Origin of the sequence: Halomonas sp. LBP4 (assembly GCF_003202205.1) — a bacterium.
Lineage (GTDB): Bacteria > Pseudomonadota > Gammaproteobacteria > Pseudomonadales > Halomonadaceae > Halomonas > Halomonas flagellata.
Map to the genome: position 1 here is coordinate 24,910 of NZ_PDOG01000002.1, position 18,318 is coordinate 43,227.

Below are 18,318 nucleotides of genomic sequence, written 5' to 3' on the forward strand. Positions count from 1 at the left end.
ATTCCTTCCCTGGAATCGGACCTCCTCTTCGGCCTGCCCCGGCGCCCCTCACTTCTTGCCTCTCACTCCCTCACTATTATCAGTCAGTCGTCGGCTTCGGGCAGGGGCGCCAGGTGCTGGGTCAACTCGGCCACGTCGCTGGGCTCGTCGCCCGGGTCGAAGGTGACGTTGGCCACGGCGGCCTCGCGCAGCCGCGACCAGGCCTCGCGCAGGTCCCGGGCGGTGACCGACAGGACTCGTTCGGCGAGCCGCTCGCGGCGGTCGAACCCGGTATCGCCGAAGGACATCGCCTGCCATAGCCGGGTGGCGCGGGCCGAGAGGCTGGTGTCGCGCTGCATCAGGCCAGCATGTACGGCCTGGCGATAGGGGGCCAGGTCAGCGTCGTCGAGCGCCTCGAGCCGTCCCTCGAAATCGTCGAGGAAGGCATCGATGCGGGCCTGGATCGCCTCGCTTTCGGTGTCGGGAGACTGCACCAGCAGGCCGATGCCAGGCGCATCCATCAGCGGTGAGTAGCCGGCGTTGACCACATAGCCGAGCTGCTCCTCGGTGCGCAGCCGCTGGTAGAAGGGCGTGTCGATCAACTGGCCCAGGACGGCCAGCCGCGCCTGGCTCTCCAGCGACCGATCCGGGCCCTGCAGGTAGCGCAGCACCAGCGACTCCTGGCGAGTGGTGACGGGCACCAGCGCCGGCAGGTCGGAATCGGCGCGCAGTGGCACCAGGTCGGGAATCCGCTCCTCCGGCAGGCGGGGCGCGAGGGCTTCGGCCACCAGGCGGGCCTCGCGGGTCGCCAGCTCGGCATCCAGGTTGCCCACCGCCATGGCCTCGAGGCGCAGCTCGGCGAGGAAGGCCTCGCGGTAGTCGCGCAGGTCGTCGACCTCGAGCTCCCGGCTCGCCTCGAGCAGGGCATCGGTGGGCCACTGGGGGCGTACCAGGGCCTCGGCGAGGGTGCGATGGGCCTGGCGATGGAGCGCGGCCTGGGGCGCGTTGCGCCACTCCCGTTGCAGGCGGTAGCGCACGCGCTCGAAGGTCGCGGCATCGATCTCGCCGCTCTGGAGCTGTGCCAGCACACGGTGCATCAGCTGGTCCTGACGGTCGCGCCAACCGGAGAACGACAGGGTGATGCCGCGGGCGTGGGCGTAGGCCTCGAAGTGATGGCCAGCGAGCCGGGCCGGGTAGAGGGCCTCGTTGAGGCTGTCACCCAGCCAGCCGGCCAGTACCCGGGCCAGGGCGGCCTCCCGGGGAGTCGCCGAGGCCTCGGGGTGCTGCAGGCTGAAGCGCCACTCCACCTTGGGCGTGTCGAAGGTGGCGTCACTCAAGTGCCAGAGGGCGAAGCCCGCCTCGTCGATCACCAGGCTGGGCTTGTCGTGCTGCTCCTCGAGCAGCGTCACGTCCTCGGCGATATAGGGGTTGGGGGCAGGGAGCGCAAGGCCGGCGAGGGGGCGGGCCTCGGTCAGCTCGTCGTCGCCGACCTCGCGCCAGGGCGCATTGAACCAGGGCGAGACCTGCTCACCCTCCACGTCCGGGGCGCTGTAGAGGCGAATCAGCCGGTCGGGGCGCAGGGCGTCGAGGTAGCGCTCGGTCGCCGCCCGGTCGAAGCCGTCCATGCGGTAGGGGGCGTACTGCACGTCCTCCACCGGGAAGTGGGTCAGGTTCATCGCCAGCCGCATGGCGCCATTGAGCGGCGAGCCGTGCTGCTGGAAGCGGAACTGCTGCTCGGCCAGCCGGGCCTGTTCATCGTAGCGCCAGGCGTCGAGGCCCGCTTCGCGGATCTGCGCGATGGCCGCGAACAGGGTCGCCTCGATCTCGTCGAGTCGCTCGGCTCCGGCCGGGGTCAGGCTGATGCCGACGCTGAACAGGGCGTGGTGACCGTCGCCGCGGGTGACGCCGGCGGCGAGGCCGTCGGCCCAGCCCGCCTCGCGCAGCACGGCGAGCAGGCTGCCGACGCCCTCGTGGCCGAGCAGGTGGGCCAGCAGGTCGGCGGGCTTGTGGCGGTACTCCCGAATCGGGTCGGGCACGGGGAACAGGAAGCGCAGCTGACGGCTGTCTCGCACCGACTGGACCTCGACGCGTCGCGGCAGGCTGCTTTCCACGACCAGCGGTGCCTCGATCTCCGGGCGCGACAGTCCGCGGTCGGCGATCTCGGCGAAGCGCTCGGTCACCAGTGCCTCCAGGTCGTCCAGGGGGCGGGGGGCGATCAGCGCCAGGTGCATGACGTTGGCGTCGTAGTGACGGGTATAGAAGTCGATCACCCTGTCGCGCAGGGAGGCTTCCCCCTCGGGCGGGCTGGCCAGGGTATCGCGACTGCCCACGGCGAAGCCGGTGGTGGGGTTCGCCGGGTTGAGCAGCTGGTTGAGTACGTCGTTCTCGCGGCGGCCGTCATCGCGGATGCGCGCCATGTACTCGGAGTGGACGATGTTGCGCTCGCTCTCGAGCTGGTCGGCGTTGAACAGCGGCGCGACGAAGAAGCGGCTGAAGCGGTCCAGGGCACCGGGCAGCGCTTCGGGCTCGATGTCGAAGAAGTAGTTGGTGTCCTGGGGAGCGGTGAAGGCATTGTGGGTGCCGCCGTGGCGCGAGATGTAGGCCTGGTAGGCGTCCGGTTCGGGGAAGGCATCGGTGCCGAGGAACAGCATGTGCTCGAGGAAGTGGGCCAGGCCGGCCAGATCGTCCGGGTCCTGGGCGCTACCCACGCCCACGTTCATCGAGGCGGCGGCCTTGTCGGCCTCGGGATCGCTGACCAGCAGGGCGGTGAGGCCATTCTCCAGGGTCAGCACGCGATAGTCCCGGGCGTCGTGAGGGCTGGTCAGAGGCGTGGTGACCTCGGCGACGGCCTCCGGCTCGGGGGCCGGTTCACGGGCCACGGCCGAGGTGAAGGGCAGGGCGAACAGCAGGGCGCCGGCCAGGGCCAGCAGGCCGAGCGGACGTGCTGGCCGTCGGGCGCTGGCACGGCAAGCGGCAATGGCGCTGAGGGCGGCGATGGACATCGTCTCTCCTTATCGGGGGTTCCGGCGCAGCATGGGGCCGGTGGGGTAGGCGCAGGCCGGGTCCTGGTGCGCGGGATCATTGACACGTCTTGATACCGGAAAGGCGCCCAACAGTTCCATGGGGGCGGTGGTCAGCAGCGCCCTCGCTTCCCCGGGCGGTGTCCGTGGGTCGAGCCAGCGCCGGCCGTCGCCGGGCGCGATCACTCCCGGCAGGCGATCGGTGAGGGGGGCGAGCAGGGCGTTGGTGGGCACGGTGATCAGCGCGAGGGAATCCGTGTGCTCGACCAGGCTGGTATGGAAGCGGCACCAGAGTCCCGCCAGCAGCAACGGGCCCCGGTCGACCCGGGTCACCAGGAAGGGTTGCTTGAAGCGCGCCTGGACTCGCCAGGCGTAGACGCCACTGACCGGCACCAGGCAGCGGCGGGCGAGGAAGGCCTCGCGGAACATGGGGCGCGCCTCCAGCGACTCCGCCCGGGCGCAGTGAGGCGCGCGGTCGAGCACCTCGAGCCAGGGCGGCGTCAGGCCCCAGAACAGCCGGGAGAGGTGCGGCCGGTCGGCTTCCAGGCGGATCGCCGAGAGCGGCCGTCGCGGGGCCAGGTTGGGGCTGGTCACCAGGGGGGCATCGACCTCCAGGCCGGGCAGCAGGCATTCGAGATCGAGAGAGGCGATGTGCAGTCGGCCGGCCATGGACACTCCGCGGGTGATGGAGCGATAGGGTACCCAAGTCGAACGGGCGAGAAAAGCGCCGAATCGGCGGCGATCCCGTCATGGACTTGCGTTTGTCCGAGGGATGGATAAGCTGTCGAAAACAGTGTTCGATCTGCGCTATCCTAGGTGGGCAAGCCGAGTACCGCCCGCCACCATCTTGCGAGGAATCCGATGGCCCGTCCCAGACAGCACGCGCCCGAGGCGCTACATGCCCAGGTCATGGCGGCATGTGATGCCTGGCTGCAGGAGCACCCTGCGCACACGCTGTCGCTGCGCGCCCTGGCGCGCGAGGTCGGTTGCGCTCCCAGTACCCTGCTCAAGCTCTACGGCAGCTTCAGCAACCTGCTCCAGCACGTCAACATCGAGACCCTGGCTCGCCTGCGTGCCGTGATCGAGCCGCTGACCGAGAGCGCCGCCCCGGAACAGCGCCTCAAGGCGCTGGCCAGGGCCTACTGGCAGTTCGCCCAGCGCGACGCCTTCCGCTGGCAGCTGCTGTTCGACTACCCCCTGGCCCAGGAGGGTGAGCTCGACCAGCGCCAGAGCGACATGATCGAGGGGTTGTTCCTGCGCGTCGAGGCCACCCTCAGGGAGTACCAGCCGGCGCTGGACGACCAGGAGGCCCGCCGGCTGGGGCGCACCCTCTGGGGCAGCGTCCATGGCCTGGTGCAGCTTGGCCTCAACGAGCGGCTCGGCTACTGGCAGGGGCAGCAGCTGGAGGTTGGCGAGCTGCTCGATCAACTGCTCCACACCACCCTCGCCGGCCTGAAACACAGACCCGACGTGACGTGACGAATCTGATGTGGCTGGTGGCCACCGGCACCCTGCTGGCGGGGAGCTGGGGACTGGTCCGGAAACCGCGGCCGCTCGTCCGTTGGCTGGTCTTTCTGGTGGTCTGCCTGCTCTATCGCCTGCGCCTGAGAGGCCAGGGCCACATTCCCGCCCGCGGTCCCGCGGTGGTGGTCTGCAATCATGTCAGCTTCATGGACGCCCTGGTGATCGGTGGTGCCAGCCGCCGACCGTTGCGCTTCCTGATGGACAAGCCGATCTATGATTCGCCCTGGCTCAACTGGTTGTTCCGGCTGGTGGGGGCCATCCCGGTGGAGTCGGAGCGGCGCGACCCGGGCAATATCCGCCGGGCCCTGGAGAAGGTCAGCCGGGCGCTGGCCGAGGGCGAGGTGGTGATGCTGTTTCCCGAGGGGCGGCTGACCCCGGACGGCGAGGTCCAGCCCTTTCGGCGTGGCCTGGAACTGATCCTGGCCCGGGACCCGGTGCCGGTGATTCCCGTGGGGCTGTCCGGCCTGTGGGGGTCCTGGACCTCGCACCATGGCGGCCGTGCGCTGAGCAAGCCGCCGCGGCGTTTCCGGGCCAGGGTGGCGCTCTACTTCGGCGAGCCCCTGGCGCCCCATGAGGCCAGCCGTCCCCGGGTCGAGGCCAGGGTGCGCTCCCTCAAGGCGCAGGCCGACCAGTGGGTCGAGCGACGGTCGTGCGCCGCCCTCTCGCAGCGCTGACTAGCGCTGCCTGGTGGGGCGGCGTGGCGGCGTCCAGCAGCGGGCGGCCGTGATCAGGTTGTCGCGCACCTCGAGGATCTCCATTCTCACATTGCCGATCTGCAGGCAGGCGGCGCCGTCGGGAAAGGACTCCAGGTGCTCGAGGATCAGGCCGTTGAGTGTCTTGGGGCCATCGGTGGGCAGTTGCCAGCCCAGGGTCTTGTTGATGTCGCGGATGTTGGCGGTGCCGTCGATGACGTGGCTGCCGTCGTCCTGCAGGTGGATCTCCTGATCCTGGCCCGCCATGTCGGTGGTGAATTCGCCGACGATCTCCTCGAGGATGTCCTCCAGGGTCACCAGGCCCTCCACATCGCCGTATTCGTCGACCACGATGCCGATCCGGCGCTTCTGCTTCTGGAAATTGAGCAGCTGGGTATGCAGGGGGGTGGACTCGGGAATGAAGTAGGGCTCCCGGGCCTCCTGCACGATGGCGGCCTTGGTCACCTCTTGGCGGGAGAGGAAGCGCGCCGCGTTGCGCAGGTGCAGCATACCGATGATGTTGTTGATGTCGCCCTTGTAGACCGGCACCCGGGTGTGCTGGCTGGTGCGGATCTGGGTCAGGATCTCCTCCAGGTCGTCGTCGAGGTCGATGCCCATCACCTCGTGACGCGGGACCATGATGTCGTTCACGGTAACATTCTCGAGGTCGAGGATCGACAGCAGCATCGCCTGGTGGCGATGGGGGATCAGGGTGCCGGCCTCGTGCACCACGGTGCGCAGCTCGTCGCGGGTCAGGTTGTCGCCGCCGCCCTCGATGCTCTTGACGCCGAGCAGGCGCAGCAGGCCGTTGGAGATGGCGTTGACCAGCCACACCAGCGGATAGAGCAGCTTGAGCAGCGGTTCCAGCACCAGCGAGGCGGGGTAGGCGATGCGCTCGGGCTTCACGGCGGCGTAGGTCTTGGGCGTGACCTCGGCGAAGATCAGGATCACGATGGTCAGGATCAGGGGAGCGACGGCCGGGCCGGTGACCTCACCGAAGAAGTGGATCGCCAGCACGGTGGCGATGGCGGCGGCCAGGTTGTTGACCAGGTTGTTGCCGATCAGGATCACGCCGATCAAGCGGTCGGGGCGCGACAGCAGTCGGACCACCCGCAGGGCGCGTGACTCGCCGCTGTTGGCCTGGTGGCTCAGGCGGTAGCGGTTGATCGACATCATGCCGGTCTCGGAGCTGGAGAAGAAGGCGGATAGACAGATGAGCAGGAACAGTAGGCCGAACAGCAATCCCAGCGGGAAGTCGTCGCTCAAGTCGAAGCATCCTCAATGGCGTATCAGGCTCGAGTTGTAGGGACTCGACACGGCAGTGTCAAGGCGACCGGGGTCGCCGGCTCAGCCACGGCTCAGTACGACCTCCAGCACGAACTTGCTGCCGAAGTAGGCCAGCAGCAGCACGGCGCAGCCGCCCAGGGTCCAGCGCACCGCGCGCATGCCGCGCCAGCCCAGCCGGTGGTGGCTGAACAGCAGCACCGAGAAGATCACCCAGGCGGCCAGCGAGAGAATGGTCTTGTGGGCCAGGTGCTGGGCGAACATGTTCTCGACGAACAAGAAGCCGCTGGCGATCGACATCGTCAGCAGGGCCAGGCCGGCCCAGATCAGCTCGAAGAGGATCCGCTCCATGGTGGTCAGGGGCGGCAGGGCCTGGACGATGCCGCGGGTGTGATGATGGCGCAGCGCCTGGTTCTGCAGGCCCAGCAGCACCGCCTGGACGGCGGCGATGGCCAGCACGGCGAAGGCCAGCACCGAGCTCAGGGCGTGCAGGGCGATCCCCGGCGTCAGGCCGGCCGTGCGTTCGGGGCTGGGCAGGCCCGTGGCCAGCAGCAGCGCCGCGCCGGCCAGCGGGAAGAGTCCCACGGCGGCGTTGAGCACCGGCTTGAAGAAGCTGACCACGATCAGCAGCAGGACCACCACGGCGCCGGCCACGATCGCACTGGTGGAGAGGCCGGGCAGCACCGCCTGGCCCTGGCCGAAGAGCCCGGCGGCCAGCGGCAGATGGCAGAGCAGCCCCAGCACGCCCAGGCCACGGACCAGCGCGGGGCGCGACGGTACCCGCCGCGCCAGGGTCAGGGCCTGCCAGGAGGCTGCGGCGACATAGAGGATGAAGGCCAGGATGGCCAGGGGAAGCGCCTGCATCGATTGCTTTCCATGCGCCTACGCGAGCGCCTGATGGTGGTTGAACAGCGTGTCGCTACTATACCCAATCCCCCGGGTTGCGCACAGACCGCGCGGCTTGCCGGTGTCGCGCATGGAGACTCGCGGCGACAGGGCGTATAATCCCTGCCCATATTCCGGCCGTCGTCACTGGAGAGGCCAATGTTCCAGAATCTCAGCGAGCGTCTGTCGCAGACGCTCAAGTCGATCAAGGGTCAGGCGCGCCTGACCGAAGAGAACGTCAAGGACACCCTGCGCGAGGTGCGTCGAGCGCTGCTCGAGGCCGACGTCGCGCTGCCGGTGGTCAAGGCGTTCATCGAGCGGGTGCGCGAGCGTGCCGTGGGGCAGGAGGTGTCGCAGAGCCTCTCGCCGGGCCAGCAGTTCGTCAAGATCGTCCAGCAGGAGCTCGAGGCGGTCATGGGCGAGGCCAACGAGGGGCTCGTGCTCAAGGGCTCGCCCGCGGTGGTGCTGATGGCCGGCCTGCAGGGGGCGGGCAAGACCACCTCCGTGGCCAAGCTGGCGCGCTACCTCCGCGAGCGCGAGAAGAAGAAGGTGCTGGTGGTCTCGGCGGACGTCTATCGTCCCGCGGCCATCGACCAGCTCGAGACCCTGGCCGCCGAAGTGGGCGTCGACTTCTTCCCCTCGCGCAGCGACCAGCAGCCGGTGGCCATCGCCGAGGCGGCGATCAGGCACGCCAAGATCCAGTTCCATGACGTGGTGATCGTCGATACCGCCGGCCGCCTGGCCATCGACGAGGCGATGATGGCCGAGATCCAGGCGTTGCATAAGGCCGTGACGCCCCAGGAGACGCTGTTCGTGGTCGACGCCATGACCGGCCAGGACGCCGCCAATACCGCCAAGGCCTTCTCCGATGCCCTGCCGCTGAGCGGGGTGATCCTGACCAAGGCCGATGGCGACGCCCGCGGTGGTGCGGCGCTGTCGGTGCGTCACGTCACCGGTAAGCCGATCAAGTTCATGGGGGTGGGCGAGAAGGTCGATGCCCTCGAGCCCTTCCACCCGGATCGCGTGGCCTCGCGCATCCTCGGCATGGGCGACGTGCTGTCGCTGATCGAGGAAGCCGAGCGCACCGTCGACAAGCGCAAGGCCGAGAAGCTGGCCAAGAAGGTCAAGAAGGGCCAGGGCTTCGACCTCGAGGACTTCCGCGACCAGCTCCAGCAGCTCAAGAAGATGGGCGGCATGGGGGGGCTGCTCGGCAAGCTGCCGGGCATGGGCCAGATGGCCGAGATGGCCCAGGGGCCCGGGCCCGAGAAGGAGCTGGGCAAGCTCGAGGCGCTGATCAACTCCATGACCCCCCAGGAGCGGCGCAAGCCGGAGATCATCAACGGCTCGCGCAAGCGCCGCATCGCCGCAGGTGCCGGCCTCCAGGTGCCCGATCTCAACCGCCTGCTCAAGCAGCACAAGCAGATGCAGAAGATGATGAAGAAGGCGGGCAAGAAGGGTGGCATGCAGAACATGATGCGCGGCATGTCCGGCATGATGGGCGGAGGCGGTCCCGGCGGCCCCGGCGGCCCCGGTGGGATGGGAGGGCCCGGCGGCTTCCCCCGGCGCTGAGCCTTGGGTCAGTCATGGCTGCAATTGGCGAGAGGCGCCGACCTGTCGCTGGAACCGCCTCGAGCGTTGCCGCCATCTGCGATAGCCCTGCCGGTCCCCCGAAAAAGGTTCCCAAGCCGGGCTGTTTTCCGTAGAATGCTGCGTCTTCACTGGCAGGACCGCGAATGTTCGCGGCCGCTGTCGTGACCGAATGCCCGAAGTCGGGCCTGCGGCCCGCTTCCCGAGCAGCCGTGCTCTGAACAGAAACGTTTCGAGAAGCAATGTTGAAGGCCCGTGGCTCACCGCCGCGGCCCAGCAGAGTCAACCGTAACCTCAACCGAAGGACAGACTACGCCATGGTTACCATTCGTCTGGCACGTGGTGGCGCCAAGAAGCGTCCCTTCTACCACCTGACCGTGACCGATTCACGCAACGCTCGCGATGGCCGCTTTATCGAGCGCCTGGGCTTCTTCAACCCGATCGCCCGCGGTCAGGAAGAACGCCTGCGCATCGACCTGGATCGCATCGCCCACTGGCAGAGCCAGGGCGCGCAGCTCTCCGGCCGCGTCGCCGAACTGGTCAAGGAAGCGCGCAAGCAGGCCTGAAGGGCCTGACTTGCCTGCCTGAAGGTCCGTCACGGGGTCGTCGATGAGCGATAACGCGCAAGCGCAGCCGAGCGACGATCATGTGGTGCTGGGCAAGTTGACCAGCCCCTATGGTGTCAAGGGCTGGCTCAAGGTGTATTCGTACACCGGCCCGATGGAAGGCATCCTCGACTATGCCGAGTGGGTCCTGCGCCACGACGGTCGGCTCGTTCGCCGGCGGTTGGTCCAGGGGCGCCGGCACGGCAAGGGGCTGGTGGCCCTGCTGGAGGGCGTCGACAGCCGCGAGGCGGCCGAGGCCCTGGCCGGCGCCGAGATCCTGCTGCCCAAGGCGGAACTGCCCGAGCTCTCCGGCGATGACTACTACTGGTATCAGCTGGAAGGGTTGAAGGTGGTGACCCGCGAGGGCGTGGTGCTCGGGCGCATCGCCTACCTGTTCGAGACCGGCGCCAACGACGTCATGGTCGTGAAGGGTCAGGGCGATGACGCCATAGACGATCGCGAGCGGCTGCTGCCTTTCCTGCCCGATGACGTGGTGCTGGACGTGGATCTCGAGGCCGGCGTGATGCGCGTCGACTGGGACCCCGAGTTTTGAGTCCCGACCTGACCTCGGAAGCCCCGGGCACGGAAAGTGAGCAGGGCATGTGGATCGGCGTCGTGTCGCTGTTTCCCGAGATGTTCGAGGCGATCACCCGCCACGGCGTCACCGGGAGGGCGGTGGAGAAGGGGCGTATCGCGCTGGAGTTCTGGAACCCCCGCGACTACGCCACCGACCGCCACCGCACCGTGGATGACCGCCCCTACGGCGGTGGCCCCGGCATGCTGATGAAGGTCGACACCCTGCGCGCGGCGATTCATGCCGCCCGTGAGCGGGCCCATGTCGCCACCGGTGAACGCCCCAGGGTGATCTACCTGTCGCCCCAGGGGCGCCGCCTCGATCAGGCGGGCGTGCAGGAGCTGGCCTCGGGCCCCCCCCTGGTGGTGGTGGCCGGGCGCTATGAAGGCATCGATGAGCGCGTGGTGGAGGGCGACATCGATGAGGAGTGGTCGATCGGCGACTATGTGCTCAGCGGCGGCGAGCTGCCGGCCATGGTGCTGATCGATGCCGCGGCCAGGCTGGTGCCCGGGGTGCTGGGCCATCAGGGTTCCGCGGTCGAGGACTCCTTCAACGACGGGCTGCTGGACTGCCCGCACTATACCCGCCCCGAGGAGATCGACGGGCGGCGAGTGCCGGAGGTCCTGCTCAGCGGCAACCACGGTGCCATCCGGCGCTGGCGGCTGAAGCAGTCCCTGGGACGCACCTGGCAGCGTCGTCCCGACCTGCTCGAGGGCAGGACGTTGAGCGACGAGCAGCAGCGACTGCTCGCGGAGTTCATCGAGGAATACGCTCTGTCCACCAGGTAGGTCAGGGCGGAGGTGCAGGACGCCGACTCCTGAGGAGTCGCGGACCTGTGTCACCAATCAGCTCCCGCGCTCTCGAGCCTCGGCTCGGGCGCCGGGATCACGACTCACCGGCAACGAACCGGATCCGGCGAGTCACGTTATCGAGGAGTCATTGTCATGAGCAGCAAGAACAAGGTGATCCAGGCGCTCGAAGCCGAGCAGATGAGCAAGCAGGTGCCGGAGTTCGCCCCGGGTGACACCGTGGTCGTGCAGGTCAAGGTCAAGGAAGGCAGCCGCGAGCGTCTGCAGGCCTTCGAGGGCGTGGTCATCGGCAAGCGCAACCGCGGCCTGAACTCCGCCTTCACCGTGCGCAAGATCTCCCACGGCGTCGGCGTCGAGCGGACCTTCCAGACCTACAGCCCGCTGGTCGACTCCGTGAGCGTCAAGCGTCGCGGCGACGTGCGCCAGGCCAAGCTGTACTACCTCCGCGAGCGTAGCGGCAAGTCCGCCCGCATCAAGGAAAAGCTGGCCTGAGGCCGAGGCCTGCCGGCTTGCGGTGCCGGGGCTGATGCCCCGCACCGATCGCGAAACCCCGTCACCGCTGCCGCGGGGCGGGGTTTCGTTGTAGAGGGCCGGACCACCCGGGAGGTCGGATGCCGACGGGCGATGACGCGAGCACACTGATCGACGCCTTCCTCGATGGCCTGTGGCTCGAGCAGGGGGCGAGCGACAACACCCTGGACGCCTATCGCCGCGACCTGGCGGCCTGGGGGAAGCGACTCGAGGCACGGGGGGAACGTCTGCTGGCCCCGGGGGCCGGAACCCTGCCGGCCTGGATCGACGAGCGCCGCGAGGCCGGCTACCAACTGCGCAGTACCGCCCGCCTGCTGTCGAGCCTGCGGCGCTTCTATCGCTGGGCGCTGGCGGAGGGCATGATCGCGGCGGACCCCCTGGTCGAGGTGCGACTGCCCCGGGTGCGGCCGGCGCTGCCGAACACCCTCGAGGAGGCCGAGGTCGAGCGGCTGCTCGAGGCGCCCGACCTGACCACCGACCTGGGGGTGCGTGACCGGGCCATGCTCGAGGTGCTCTACGGGGCCGGCCTGCGGGTCTCGGAGCTGGTGGGGCTGACCACCGATGCGTTGAACCTGCGCCAGGGCGTGGTGCGGGTGCGCGGCAAGGGCGACAAGGACCGCCTGGTGCCGCTCGGGGAGGAGGCGGTAGCCTGGCTCGAGCGTTACCTGCGTACCGCCCGTGGGGCGCTGATGGCCGATGTCACCCGGCCGGCGCTGTTTCCCGGGCGCGGCGATCGAGCGATGACGCGCCAGGCCTTCTGGTACCGCATCAAGGTCCATGCGCGCGTCGCCGGTATCGACCGGCCACTCTCGCCGCACACCCTGCGCCACGCCTTTGCCACCCATCTGTTGAATCATGGGGCCAACTTGCGTGTCGTACAGCTGCTGCTCGGTCACAGCGATCTCTCGACCACGCAGATCTATACCCATGTGGCGCAGGTGCGACTGGAAGCCCTGCACGCCGACCATCATCCGCGAGGCTGAACATGAGAAGACACGTCCCGACATTCCTCGGCGGCCTGCTGGCTGCCACCCTGGCCGGCCCGCTGCTCGCCCAGGCCGATCCGGCCGCCCGCCTGGCCGAGAGGCTGGCGGTGAATGGCCAGCCGATGCCGGTGGAGAGCGTCCGGGAGACGCCGATGGAAGGGCTCTATGAGGTCCGCCTGGAGACCGGCGAGAGCTTCTACAGCGACGCCGAGGGGCGCCACTTCCTGGTCGGGGATCTCTACGAGAACGCCGGCCAGGGCCTGGTCAACCTGACCGAGCAGGGGCGAAATGCCGAGCGCGCCGAGCGCCTGGCGGAGATTCCCGATGCCGAGCGGGTGATCTTCCGCGGCGCCGAAAGCCGTGCCACGCTCACGGTGTTCACCGACACCACCTGCCCCTACTGCCGCCAGCTCCACGAGGAGGTGCCACGGCTCAACGAGCTGGGCATCGAGGTGCACTACCTGGCCTTTCCGCGGGCCGGCATGAATGGCGAGGGCGCGCGGGTGATGCGTCAGGTCTGGTGCGCCGACAATCCGACCGAGGCGATGAGCGCGGCCAAGCGGGAGGAGCGCCTCTCGGGTGCCGCGGACTGCGACAATCCGGTCGAGTCACAGTATCATCTGGGCATGGAGCTCGGCGTCCAGGGCACGCCGGCCATCGTGCTGCCCGACGGCCGCCTGGTGCCCGGCTATGTGCCGGCGGAGCGCCTGGCCGCCATGCTGGGCCTGGAGGAGTGACCGGGGCCGCGACGACACGTCACGAGCGGCCCGTCGAAGGCCGCTCGACCTACGCTGCGACACTTGCACGACAACTTGCACGACAAAGAGGGGAAAGACATTGAAACCGGTGAGAGTGGGAATCTGTGGCCTGGGGACCGTCGGTGGCGGGACCTTCAACGTGCTGACGCGCAATGCCGACGAAATCGCTCGCCGCGCGGGGCGCCCGATCGTCATCGAGCAGGTCGCCTACCGCAGCTCCAACCCCGGGTGTGACATCACCGGCATCAAGACCACCGCCGACGTCTTCGAGGTGGCCACCAACCCCGACATCGACGTGGTGGTCGAGCTGATTGGCGGCTACGAAGTGGCCCGCGAGCTGGTGCTCACCGCCATCGAGAACGGCAAGCACGTGGTCACCGCCAACAAGGCGCTGATCGCCGTGCACGGCAACGAGATCTTCAAGGCGGCCCACGAGAAGGGCGTGATCGTGGCCTTCGAGGCCGCCGTGGCCGGTGGCATCCCGGTGATCAAGTCGCTGCGCGAGGGCCTCGGCGCCAACCGCATCGAATGGGTGGCCGGCATCATCAATGGCACCGGCAACTACATCCTCACCCACATGCGCGACGAGGGGCGGGCCTTCGAGGACGTGCTGGCCGAGGCCCAGGCGCTGGGCTACGCCGAGGCCGATCCGACCTTCGACGTCGAGGGCATCGACGCCGCCCACAAGCTCACCATCCTCGCCTCCATCGCCTACGGGGTGCCGCTGCAGTTCGAGAAGGCCTATACCGAAGGCATCTCGCGGGTCACCGCCGAGGATGTGGAGCAGGCCGAGAATCTGGGTTACACCATCAAGCACCTGGGAATCTCCAAGCGCACCGAGACCGGCCTCGAACTGCGCGTGCACCCGACCCTGATTCCCCAGGAGCGCCTGCTGGCCAACGTGCATGGCGTCAAGAACGCCATCGCCATCATGGGCGACGCCGTGGGCCCGACCCTCTACTACGGGGCCGGCGCCGGTGCCGAGCCCACCGCCTCGGCGGTGGTCGCGGACCTGCTCGACGTGGCGCGCGACATCGCCACCGACCACCACTACCGGGTGCCCTACCTGGCCTTCAGCGGCATCGGCGAGGACGACGGCGGCATGCCGATCATGCCCATGGAGAACATCGTCACCGCCTACTACCTGCGCCTGCTGGCGGTGGATCGCCCCGGGGTGCTGGCCCGGGTGGCGACCATCCTCGCCGAGCAGGGCATCTCCATCGAGGCCCTGATCCAGAAGGAGGCCACCGAGGGCGAGCTGGTGCCGATCATCCTGCTGACCCATCGCACCCGCGAGAAGCAGATGAACGAGGCGATCCGGCACATCGAGTCGCTGGCCGACATCGCCGGTCCGGTGACGCGGATCCGCGTCGAGTCCCTCGACGAACAGGAATGAGCCGGGCTTCGCCCGGAGCCGTAAGCTATAAGCTTGAAGCTGAAAGAGCAAACCAGCGGATACTGGAGAGCTTGTAGCTGCCTAGGGTTGTTGCCGCTATCTGTAGCGAGGGGCGCCGGGGACAAGCCGAAGAGGAGGTCCTATGCCAGGGATGGCATCGGTAGCGCCCAGGGATGGGTTCACAGCGCCTCCTCGCAGGCTTGTCGCCGGATCAGCCCCGAGCGAGCAAAGGAACCGAACAATGCGCTATATCAGTACCCGCGGGCAGGCACCCGCGCTCTCCTTCGAGGAGGTCGTGCTCACCGGCATGGCCAGCGACGGCGGTCTCTACGTACCGGAGGAGATCCCGACGCTCTGCCATGACGACCTGGCCGCCATGGCCGGCCTCTCCTACGCCGAGATCGCCTTCCGGGTGATGCAGCCCTACGTCAACGGCGAGATCGACGACGCGACCTTCCGGCGGATCGTGACGGAGGCGTACGCCACCTTCAGCCACGATGCCGTGGTGCCGCTCAACCAGCTCGATGCCAACCACTTCCTGCTCGAGCTGTTCCATGGCCCGACCCTGGCCTTCAAGGACGTGGCCCTGCAGCTGCTCGGGCGCCTGCTCGACCACTTCCTGGCCAAGCGCGGCGAACGCGCGGTGATCATGGGCGCCACCTCCGGCGATACCGGCTCGGCGGCGATCGAGGGCTGCCGCCACTGCGACAACCTCGACATCTTCATCCTCCACCCGCACAACCGGGTCTCCGAGGTGCAGCGCCGCCAGATGACCTCGGTGCTCGCCGACAACGTCTTCAACGTCGCCATCGAGGGCAACTTCGACGATGCCCAGGCCATGGTCAAGGCGAGCTTCGCCGACCAGTCGTTCCTGAACGGCACCCGGCTGGTGGCGGTGAACTCGATCAACTGGGCGCGCATCATGGCCCAGATCGTCTACTACGTGGCCTCCGCCGTGGCGCTGGGGGCGCCGCACCGCCCGGTGAGCTTCTGCGTGCCCTCGGCCAACTTCGGCAATGTCTTCGCCGGCTACATGGCCTACCGCATGGGCCTGCCGGTGGAGCAGTTCGTCATCGCCACCAACGCCAACGACATCCTGCACCGCACCCTGGCCGACAACGACTTTTCCAAGAAGGCGCTCGTCGCGACCCTGGCGCCATCCATGGATATCGTGGTGTCGTCCAACTTCGAGCGGCTGCTGTTCGAGGCCTACGAGCGCGACGGCGACGCCGTGCGCGCCCTGCTCGAGCGCTTCCAGGCCGAGCCGGCGGCGCTGGCCGACGCACCGCTCTCCCGCCTGCGCGAGAAGTTCGCCAGCCACAGCGTGGATGACGCCACCATCCTCGAGGTGATCCGCGAGGCGCACCATCGCACCCAGGAGATCCTCGACCCGCATACCGCCACCGGCTACCGTGCCGCCGAGCGGGTGCGGGCCGATGCCGCGACGCCGATGATCACCCTGGCCACGGCGCATCCGGCCAAGTTCGCCGAGGCGGTGGTCAAGGCGGGCTTCCCGGGCGTGCCGCTGCCGCCGCACATGGACGACCTGCTCGAGCGCGAGGAGCGCTATACCGTGCTGCCCGCCGAGCTGGCCGCAGTGCAGAAGTTCGTGGCGGAGAACCGCCGCTGAGGCCCCGGTCGGGACGATGTTGCCGGCGCCGGCGGGCCCTATGGGGTCAGACCCCGGCGGGGTCGGCTACGCTTGGCAAGGTGCACCCTGACAGGCTGGACAACTGGGCTGGGGTCTGACCCCATAGGGGCGGCCTCGGTGCCATGTTCGGTGCTCCTGCTGTCTCGATATGACGCCCGGTGTACCGGGCGTCGTCGTGTGGACCCTGAGAACCGCCGAGAAAGGAGTCTGGCTTGGATGCCGTGACCGATCCCCTTGATCTCCATGAGCGGCTGAAGCCGCGTATCCAGCCGCGCCCCCGCGACGAGGCGCTCTACGCCCGCGCCCGCTCCGAGGGGCTCACCGAGCTGCAGGCCCGGGTACTGGCCGGGCGGTTGGCCGGCTACCGGGGGGAGCTCGCCCCGCTGGTCTCGCCGAGCCTGCGCCACCTGGCGCATCCCGAGCGCCTGGCGGATGCCCGTCGTGCCGCCGAGCGCATCGCCCGGGCGGTGGTCGACGGCGAGCATGTCGGCATCCTCACCGACTATGACGTCGACGGCATCACCTCCCATGTGGTGATCCGGCGGACCCTGGTCGAGCTGTTCGGGGTGCCGGAAGCCCGGCTGCACAGCCTGATCGGCCACCGCATCCATGACGGCTACGGCATCAGCCTGCCGCTGGTGGAACGGACCCTCTCGCTCGCGCCGCGGCCGAGCCTGGTGATCACCGCCGACTGCGGCAGCAGCGACGAGCCGCGCATCGCCCGGCTCAAGGCGGCCGGCATCGAGGTGGTGGTCAGCGATCACCACGCCCTGCCGGTGGAGGGGCCGCCGCCCTCGGCCTATGCCACCGTCAACCCCACCCGCAACGACTGCGACTACCCCGACCCGACGATCGCCGGCTGCATGGTGGCCTGGCTGACGATGTCACTGGCGCGGCAGGTGCTGATCGAGTGGGGCGTGCTGCCGGCGTCCACGCCCAAGCTGTCGCCCTGGCTCTCCTATGTGGCGCTGGGCACCGTGGCCGACTGCGTGTCGCTGGGGGGCAGTGCGGCCAACCGAGCGGTGGTCAGCCACGGCCTGACCCTGATCAACCGCATGGACGCCGCCTGCTGGCGGGCCATGGCGGCCAGGCTGGGCGATGACAGCGTGCCCTTCGACGCCGAGACCCTGGCCTTCCAGATGGGCCCGAGGATCAATGCCCGTTCGCGGCTCGACGATCCCTATGCGGCGCTGCACTTTATGCTTGCCGAAGACGATGCCATCGCTCATCGCCATCTGGAGACGCTCGATCAGGACAACCAGTCGCGCAAGGCCATCGAGGCGGAGATGACCGAGCAGGCCAGGGCCCTGGCCATGGCGCCGCTGACTGCCGACGAGCCGGCCATCGTGGTGTTTCTCGAGAGCGGGCATCCCGGGGTGCAGGGGATCGTCGCCTCGCGGCTGGTGCAGGCCTTCGGCCGGCCGACCCTGGTGCTGACGCCGGCCGCGGCGCCCGGCATGCTCACCGGCTCCGGACGCTCCATCGAGGGGCTGCACCTGCGTGACGCCCTGCAGCGCACCTCCGAGCTGGCCCCGGAGGCGCTGCCGCGGTTCGGAGGCCATCGCGGCGCGGCGGGGGTCGGGGTGCCGGTGGACAGGCTGGGAGAGTTCCGCGCGGCCTTCCTGCAGGCGGTGGCCGAGCAGCTCGGCGACACCGAGCTCTACCCCAGGGTCTTCACCGACGGCGAGCTGGCCCCGCACCAGTTGAGCCTCGCCACCCTCGCCGAGCTCGAGGTGCTGGGGCCCTACGGGCGGGAATTCGATGCGCCGCTGTTCGAGGGCGAGTTCCTGATCGAGGCCCTGCGCCCGGTCGGGGCCGACGGCAGCCACCTGATGCTCGAGCTCTCCGCCGGCGCCGCCGCCACCCGGGCGATCTGGTTCCGGGCGCTCACGCCCGGCGAGATCCCGGCCTTCGGCGTCGGCGACCGGCTGCGCTGTGCCTACAAGCTCAACCGCAACCGCTGGCGGGGGCGGGAGTCGCTGCAGCTGATGATCGAGCACGCCGAACGAACCCCCTGACGACGTTCCCTAATAAGTC

At 68.9% G+C, this 18,318-nt stretch carries 16 protein-coding genes; 12 read left to right on the top strand and 4 right to left on the bottom strand.

What is annotated here, in order from left to right; genetic code table 11:
* Positions 1-83 precede the first annotated feature (83 nt).
* Together CR157_RS07195 and CR157_RS07200 are read right to left on the bottom strand one after the other, a co-directional pair.
* Positions 84-2,981, bottom strand: coding sequence for an insulinase family protein (locus CR157_RS07195; RefSeq protein WP_110282888.1), 2,898 nt, complete (start codon positions 2,979-2,981; stop codon positions 84-86).
* A 9-nt stretch (positions 2,982-2,990) separates the two neighbouring features.
* Complete coding sequence (locus CR157_RS07200; RefSeq protein WP_110282889.1) at positions 2,991-3,668, bottom strand: SOS response-associated peptidase; 678 nt, start codon at positions 3,666-3,668, stop codon at positions 2,991-2,993.
* 192 nt (positions 3,669-3,860) lie between these two features.
* Here CR157_RS07200 and CR157_RS07205 point away from each other — a divergent pair, with 192 nt between their 5' ends.
* Positions 3,861-4,478 carry a TetR/AcrR family transcriptional regulator gene (locus tag CR157_RS07205; RefSeq protein ID WP_110282890.1) on the top strand — a complete coding sequence of 206 codons (618 nt, stop codon included), beginning with the start codon at positions 3,861-3,863 and terminating at the stop codon, positions 4,476-4,478.
* Positions 4,479-4,486: 8 nt separating this feature from the next.
* Entirely contained in the window at positions 4,487-5,197 is a 711-nt protein-coding gene (locus CR157_RS07210; protein ID WP_110282891.1) for a 1-acyl-sn-glycerol-3-phosphate acyltransferase, read from the top strand.
* Here the strand turns inward: CR157_RS07210 and CR157_RS07215 are convergent, their stop codons facing one another.
* Both CR157_RS07215 and CR157_RS07220 read right to left on the bottom strand, forming a co-directional pair.
* Positions 5,198-6,481 carry an HlyC/CorC family transporter gene (locus tag CR157_RS07215; protein ID WP_110282892.1) on the bottom strand — a complete coding sequence of 428 codons (1,284 nt, stop codon included), beginning with the start codon at positions 6,479-6,481 and terminating at the stop codon, positions 5,198-5,200.
* 81 nt (positions 6,482-6,562) lie between these two features.
* On the bottom strand, positions 6,563-7,363 hold the full coding sequence (locus tag CR157_RS07220; protein WP_110282893.1) for a cytochrome C assembly family protein: 801 nt from the start codon (positions 7,361-7,363) through the stop codon (positions 6,563-6,565).
* A gap of 180 nt (positions 7,364-7,543) precedes the next feature.
* Here CR157_RS07220 and ffh point away from each other — a divergent pair, with 180 nt between their 5' ends.
* The 10 genes from ffh (at position 7,544) to CR157_RS07270 (ending at position 18,299) form a co-directional block, all read left to right on the top strand.
* The gene (gene ffh, locus CR157_RS07225; RefSeq protein ID WP_110282894.1) at positions 7,544-8,953 is read left to right on the top strand and encodes a signal recognition particle protein; all 1,410 of its coding nucleotides are present in this window, start codon (positions 7,544-7,546) and stop codon (positions 8,951-8,953) included.
* 335 nt (positions 8,954-9,288) lie between these two features.
* A complete protein-coding gene (gene rpsP, locus CR157_RS07230) occupies positions 9,289-9,537 on the top strand; it encodes a 30S ribosomal protein S16 (protein WP_110282895.1) in 249 nt (82 codons plus the stop codon).
* A 43-nt stretch (positions 9,538-9,580) separates the two neighbouring features.
* Entirely contained in the window at positions 9,581-10,129 is a 549-nt protein-coding gene (rimM, locus tag CR157_RS07235) for a ribosome maturation factor RimM (protein WP_110282896.1), read from the top strand.
* Between the two features lie 47 nt (positions 10,130-10,176).
* Positions 10,177-10,938: a tRNA (guanosine(37)-N1)-methyltransferase TrmD gene (gene trmD / locus CR157_RS07240; RefSeq protein WP_110282897.1), complete on the top strand. Its 762-nt coding sequence runs from the start codon at positions 10,177-10,179 to the stop codon at positions 10,936-10,938.
* Positions 10,939-11,094: 156 nt separating this feature from the next.
* Positions 11,095-11,451: a 50S ribosomal protein L19 gene (gene rplS, locus CR157_RS07245; RefSeq protein WP_110282898.1), complete on the top strand. Its 357-nt coding sequence runs from the start codon at positions 11,095-11,097 to the stop codon at positions 11,449-11,451.
* 119 nt (positions 11,452-11,570) lie between these two features.
* The gene (xerD, locus tag CR157_RS07250) at positions 11,571-12,473 is read left to right on the top strand and encodes a site-specific tyrosine recombinase XerD (RefSeq protein ID WP_110282899.1); all 903 of its coding nucleotides are present in this window, start codon (positions 11,571-11,573) and stop codon (positions 12,471-12,473) included.
* 2 nt (positions 12,474-12,475) lie between these two features.
* Positions 12,476-13,213 (top strand): DsbC family protein, encoded by a 738-nt coding sequence (locus CR157_RS07255; protein WP_110282900.1) that lies wholly within the window; start codon positions 12,476-12,478, stop codon positions 13,211-13,213.
* A 100-nt stretch (positions 13,214-13,313) separates the two neighbouring features.
* On the top strand, positions 13,314-14,630 hold the full coding sequence (locus CR157_RS07260; protein WP_110282901.1) for a homoserine dehydrogenase: 1,317 nt from the start codon (positions 13,314-13,316) through the stop codon (positions 14,628-14,630).
* A 241-nt stretch (positions 14,631-14,871) separates the two neighbouring features.
* Complete coding sequence (gene thrC / locus CR157_RS07265) at positions 14,872-16,260, top strand: threonine synthase (RefSeq protein ID WP_110282902.1); 1,389 nt, start codon at positions 14,872-14,874, stop codon at positions 16,258-16,260.
* 242 nt (positions 16,261-16,502) lie between these two features.
* Positions 16,503-18,299 (top strand): single-stranded-DNA-specific exonuclease RecJ, encoded by a 1,797-nt coding sequence (locus CR157_RS07270; protein ID WP_110283445.1) that lies wholly within the window; start codon positions 16,503-16,505, stop codon positions 18,297-18,299.
* Positions 18,300-18,318: the final 19 nt, after the last annotated feature.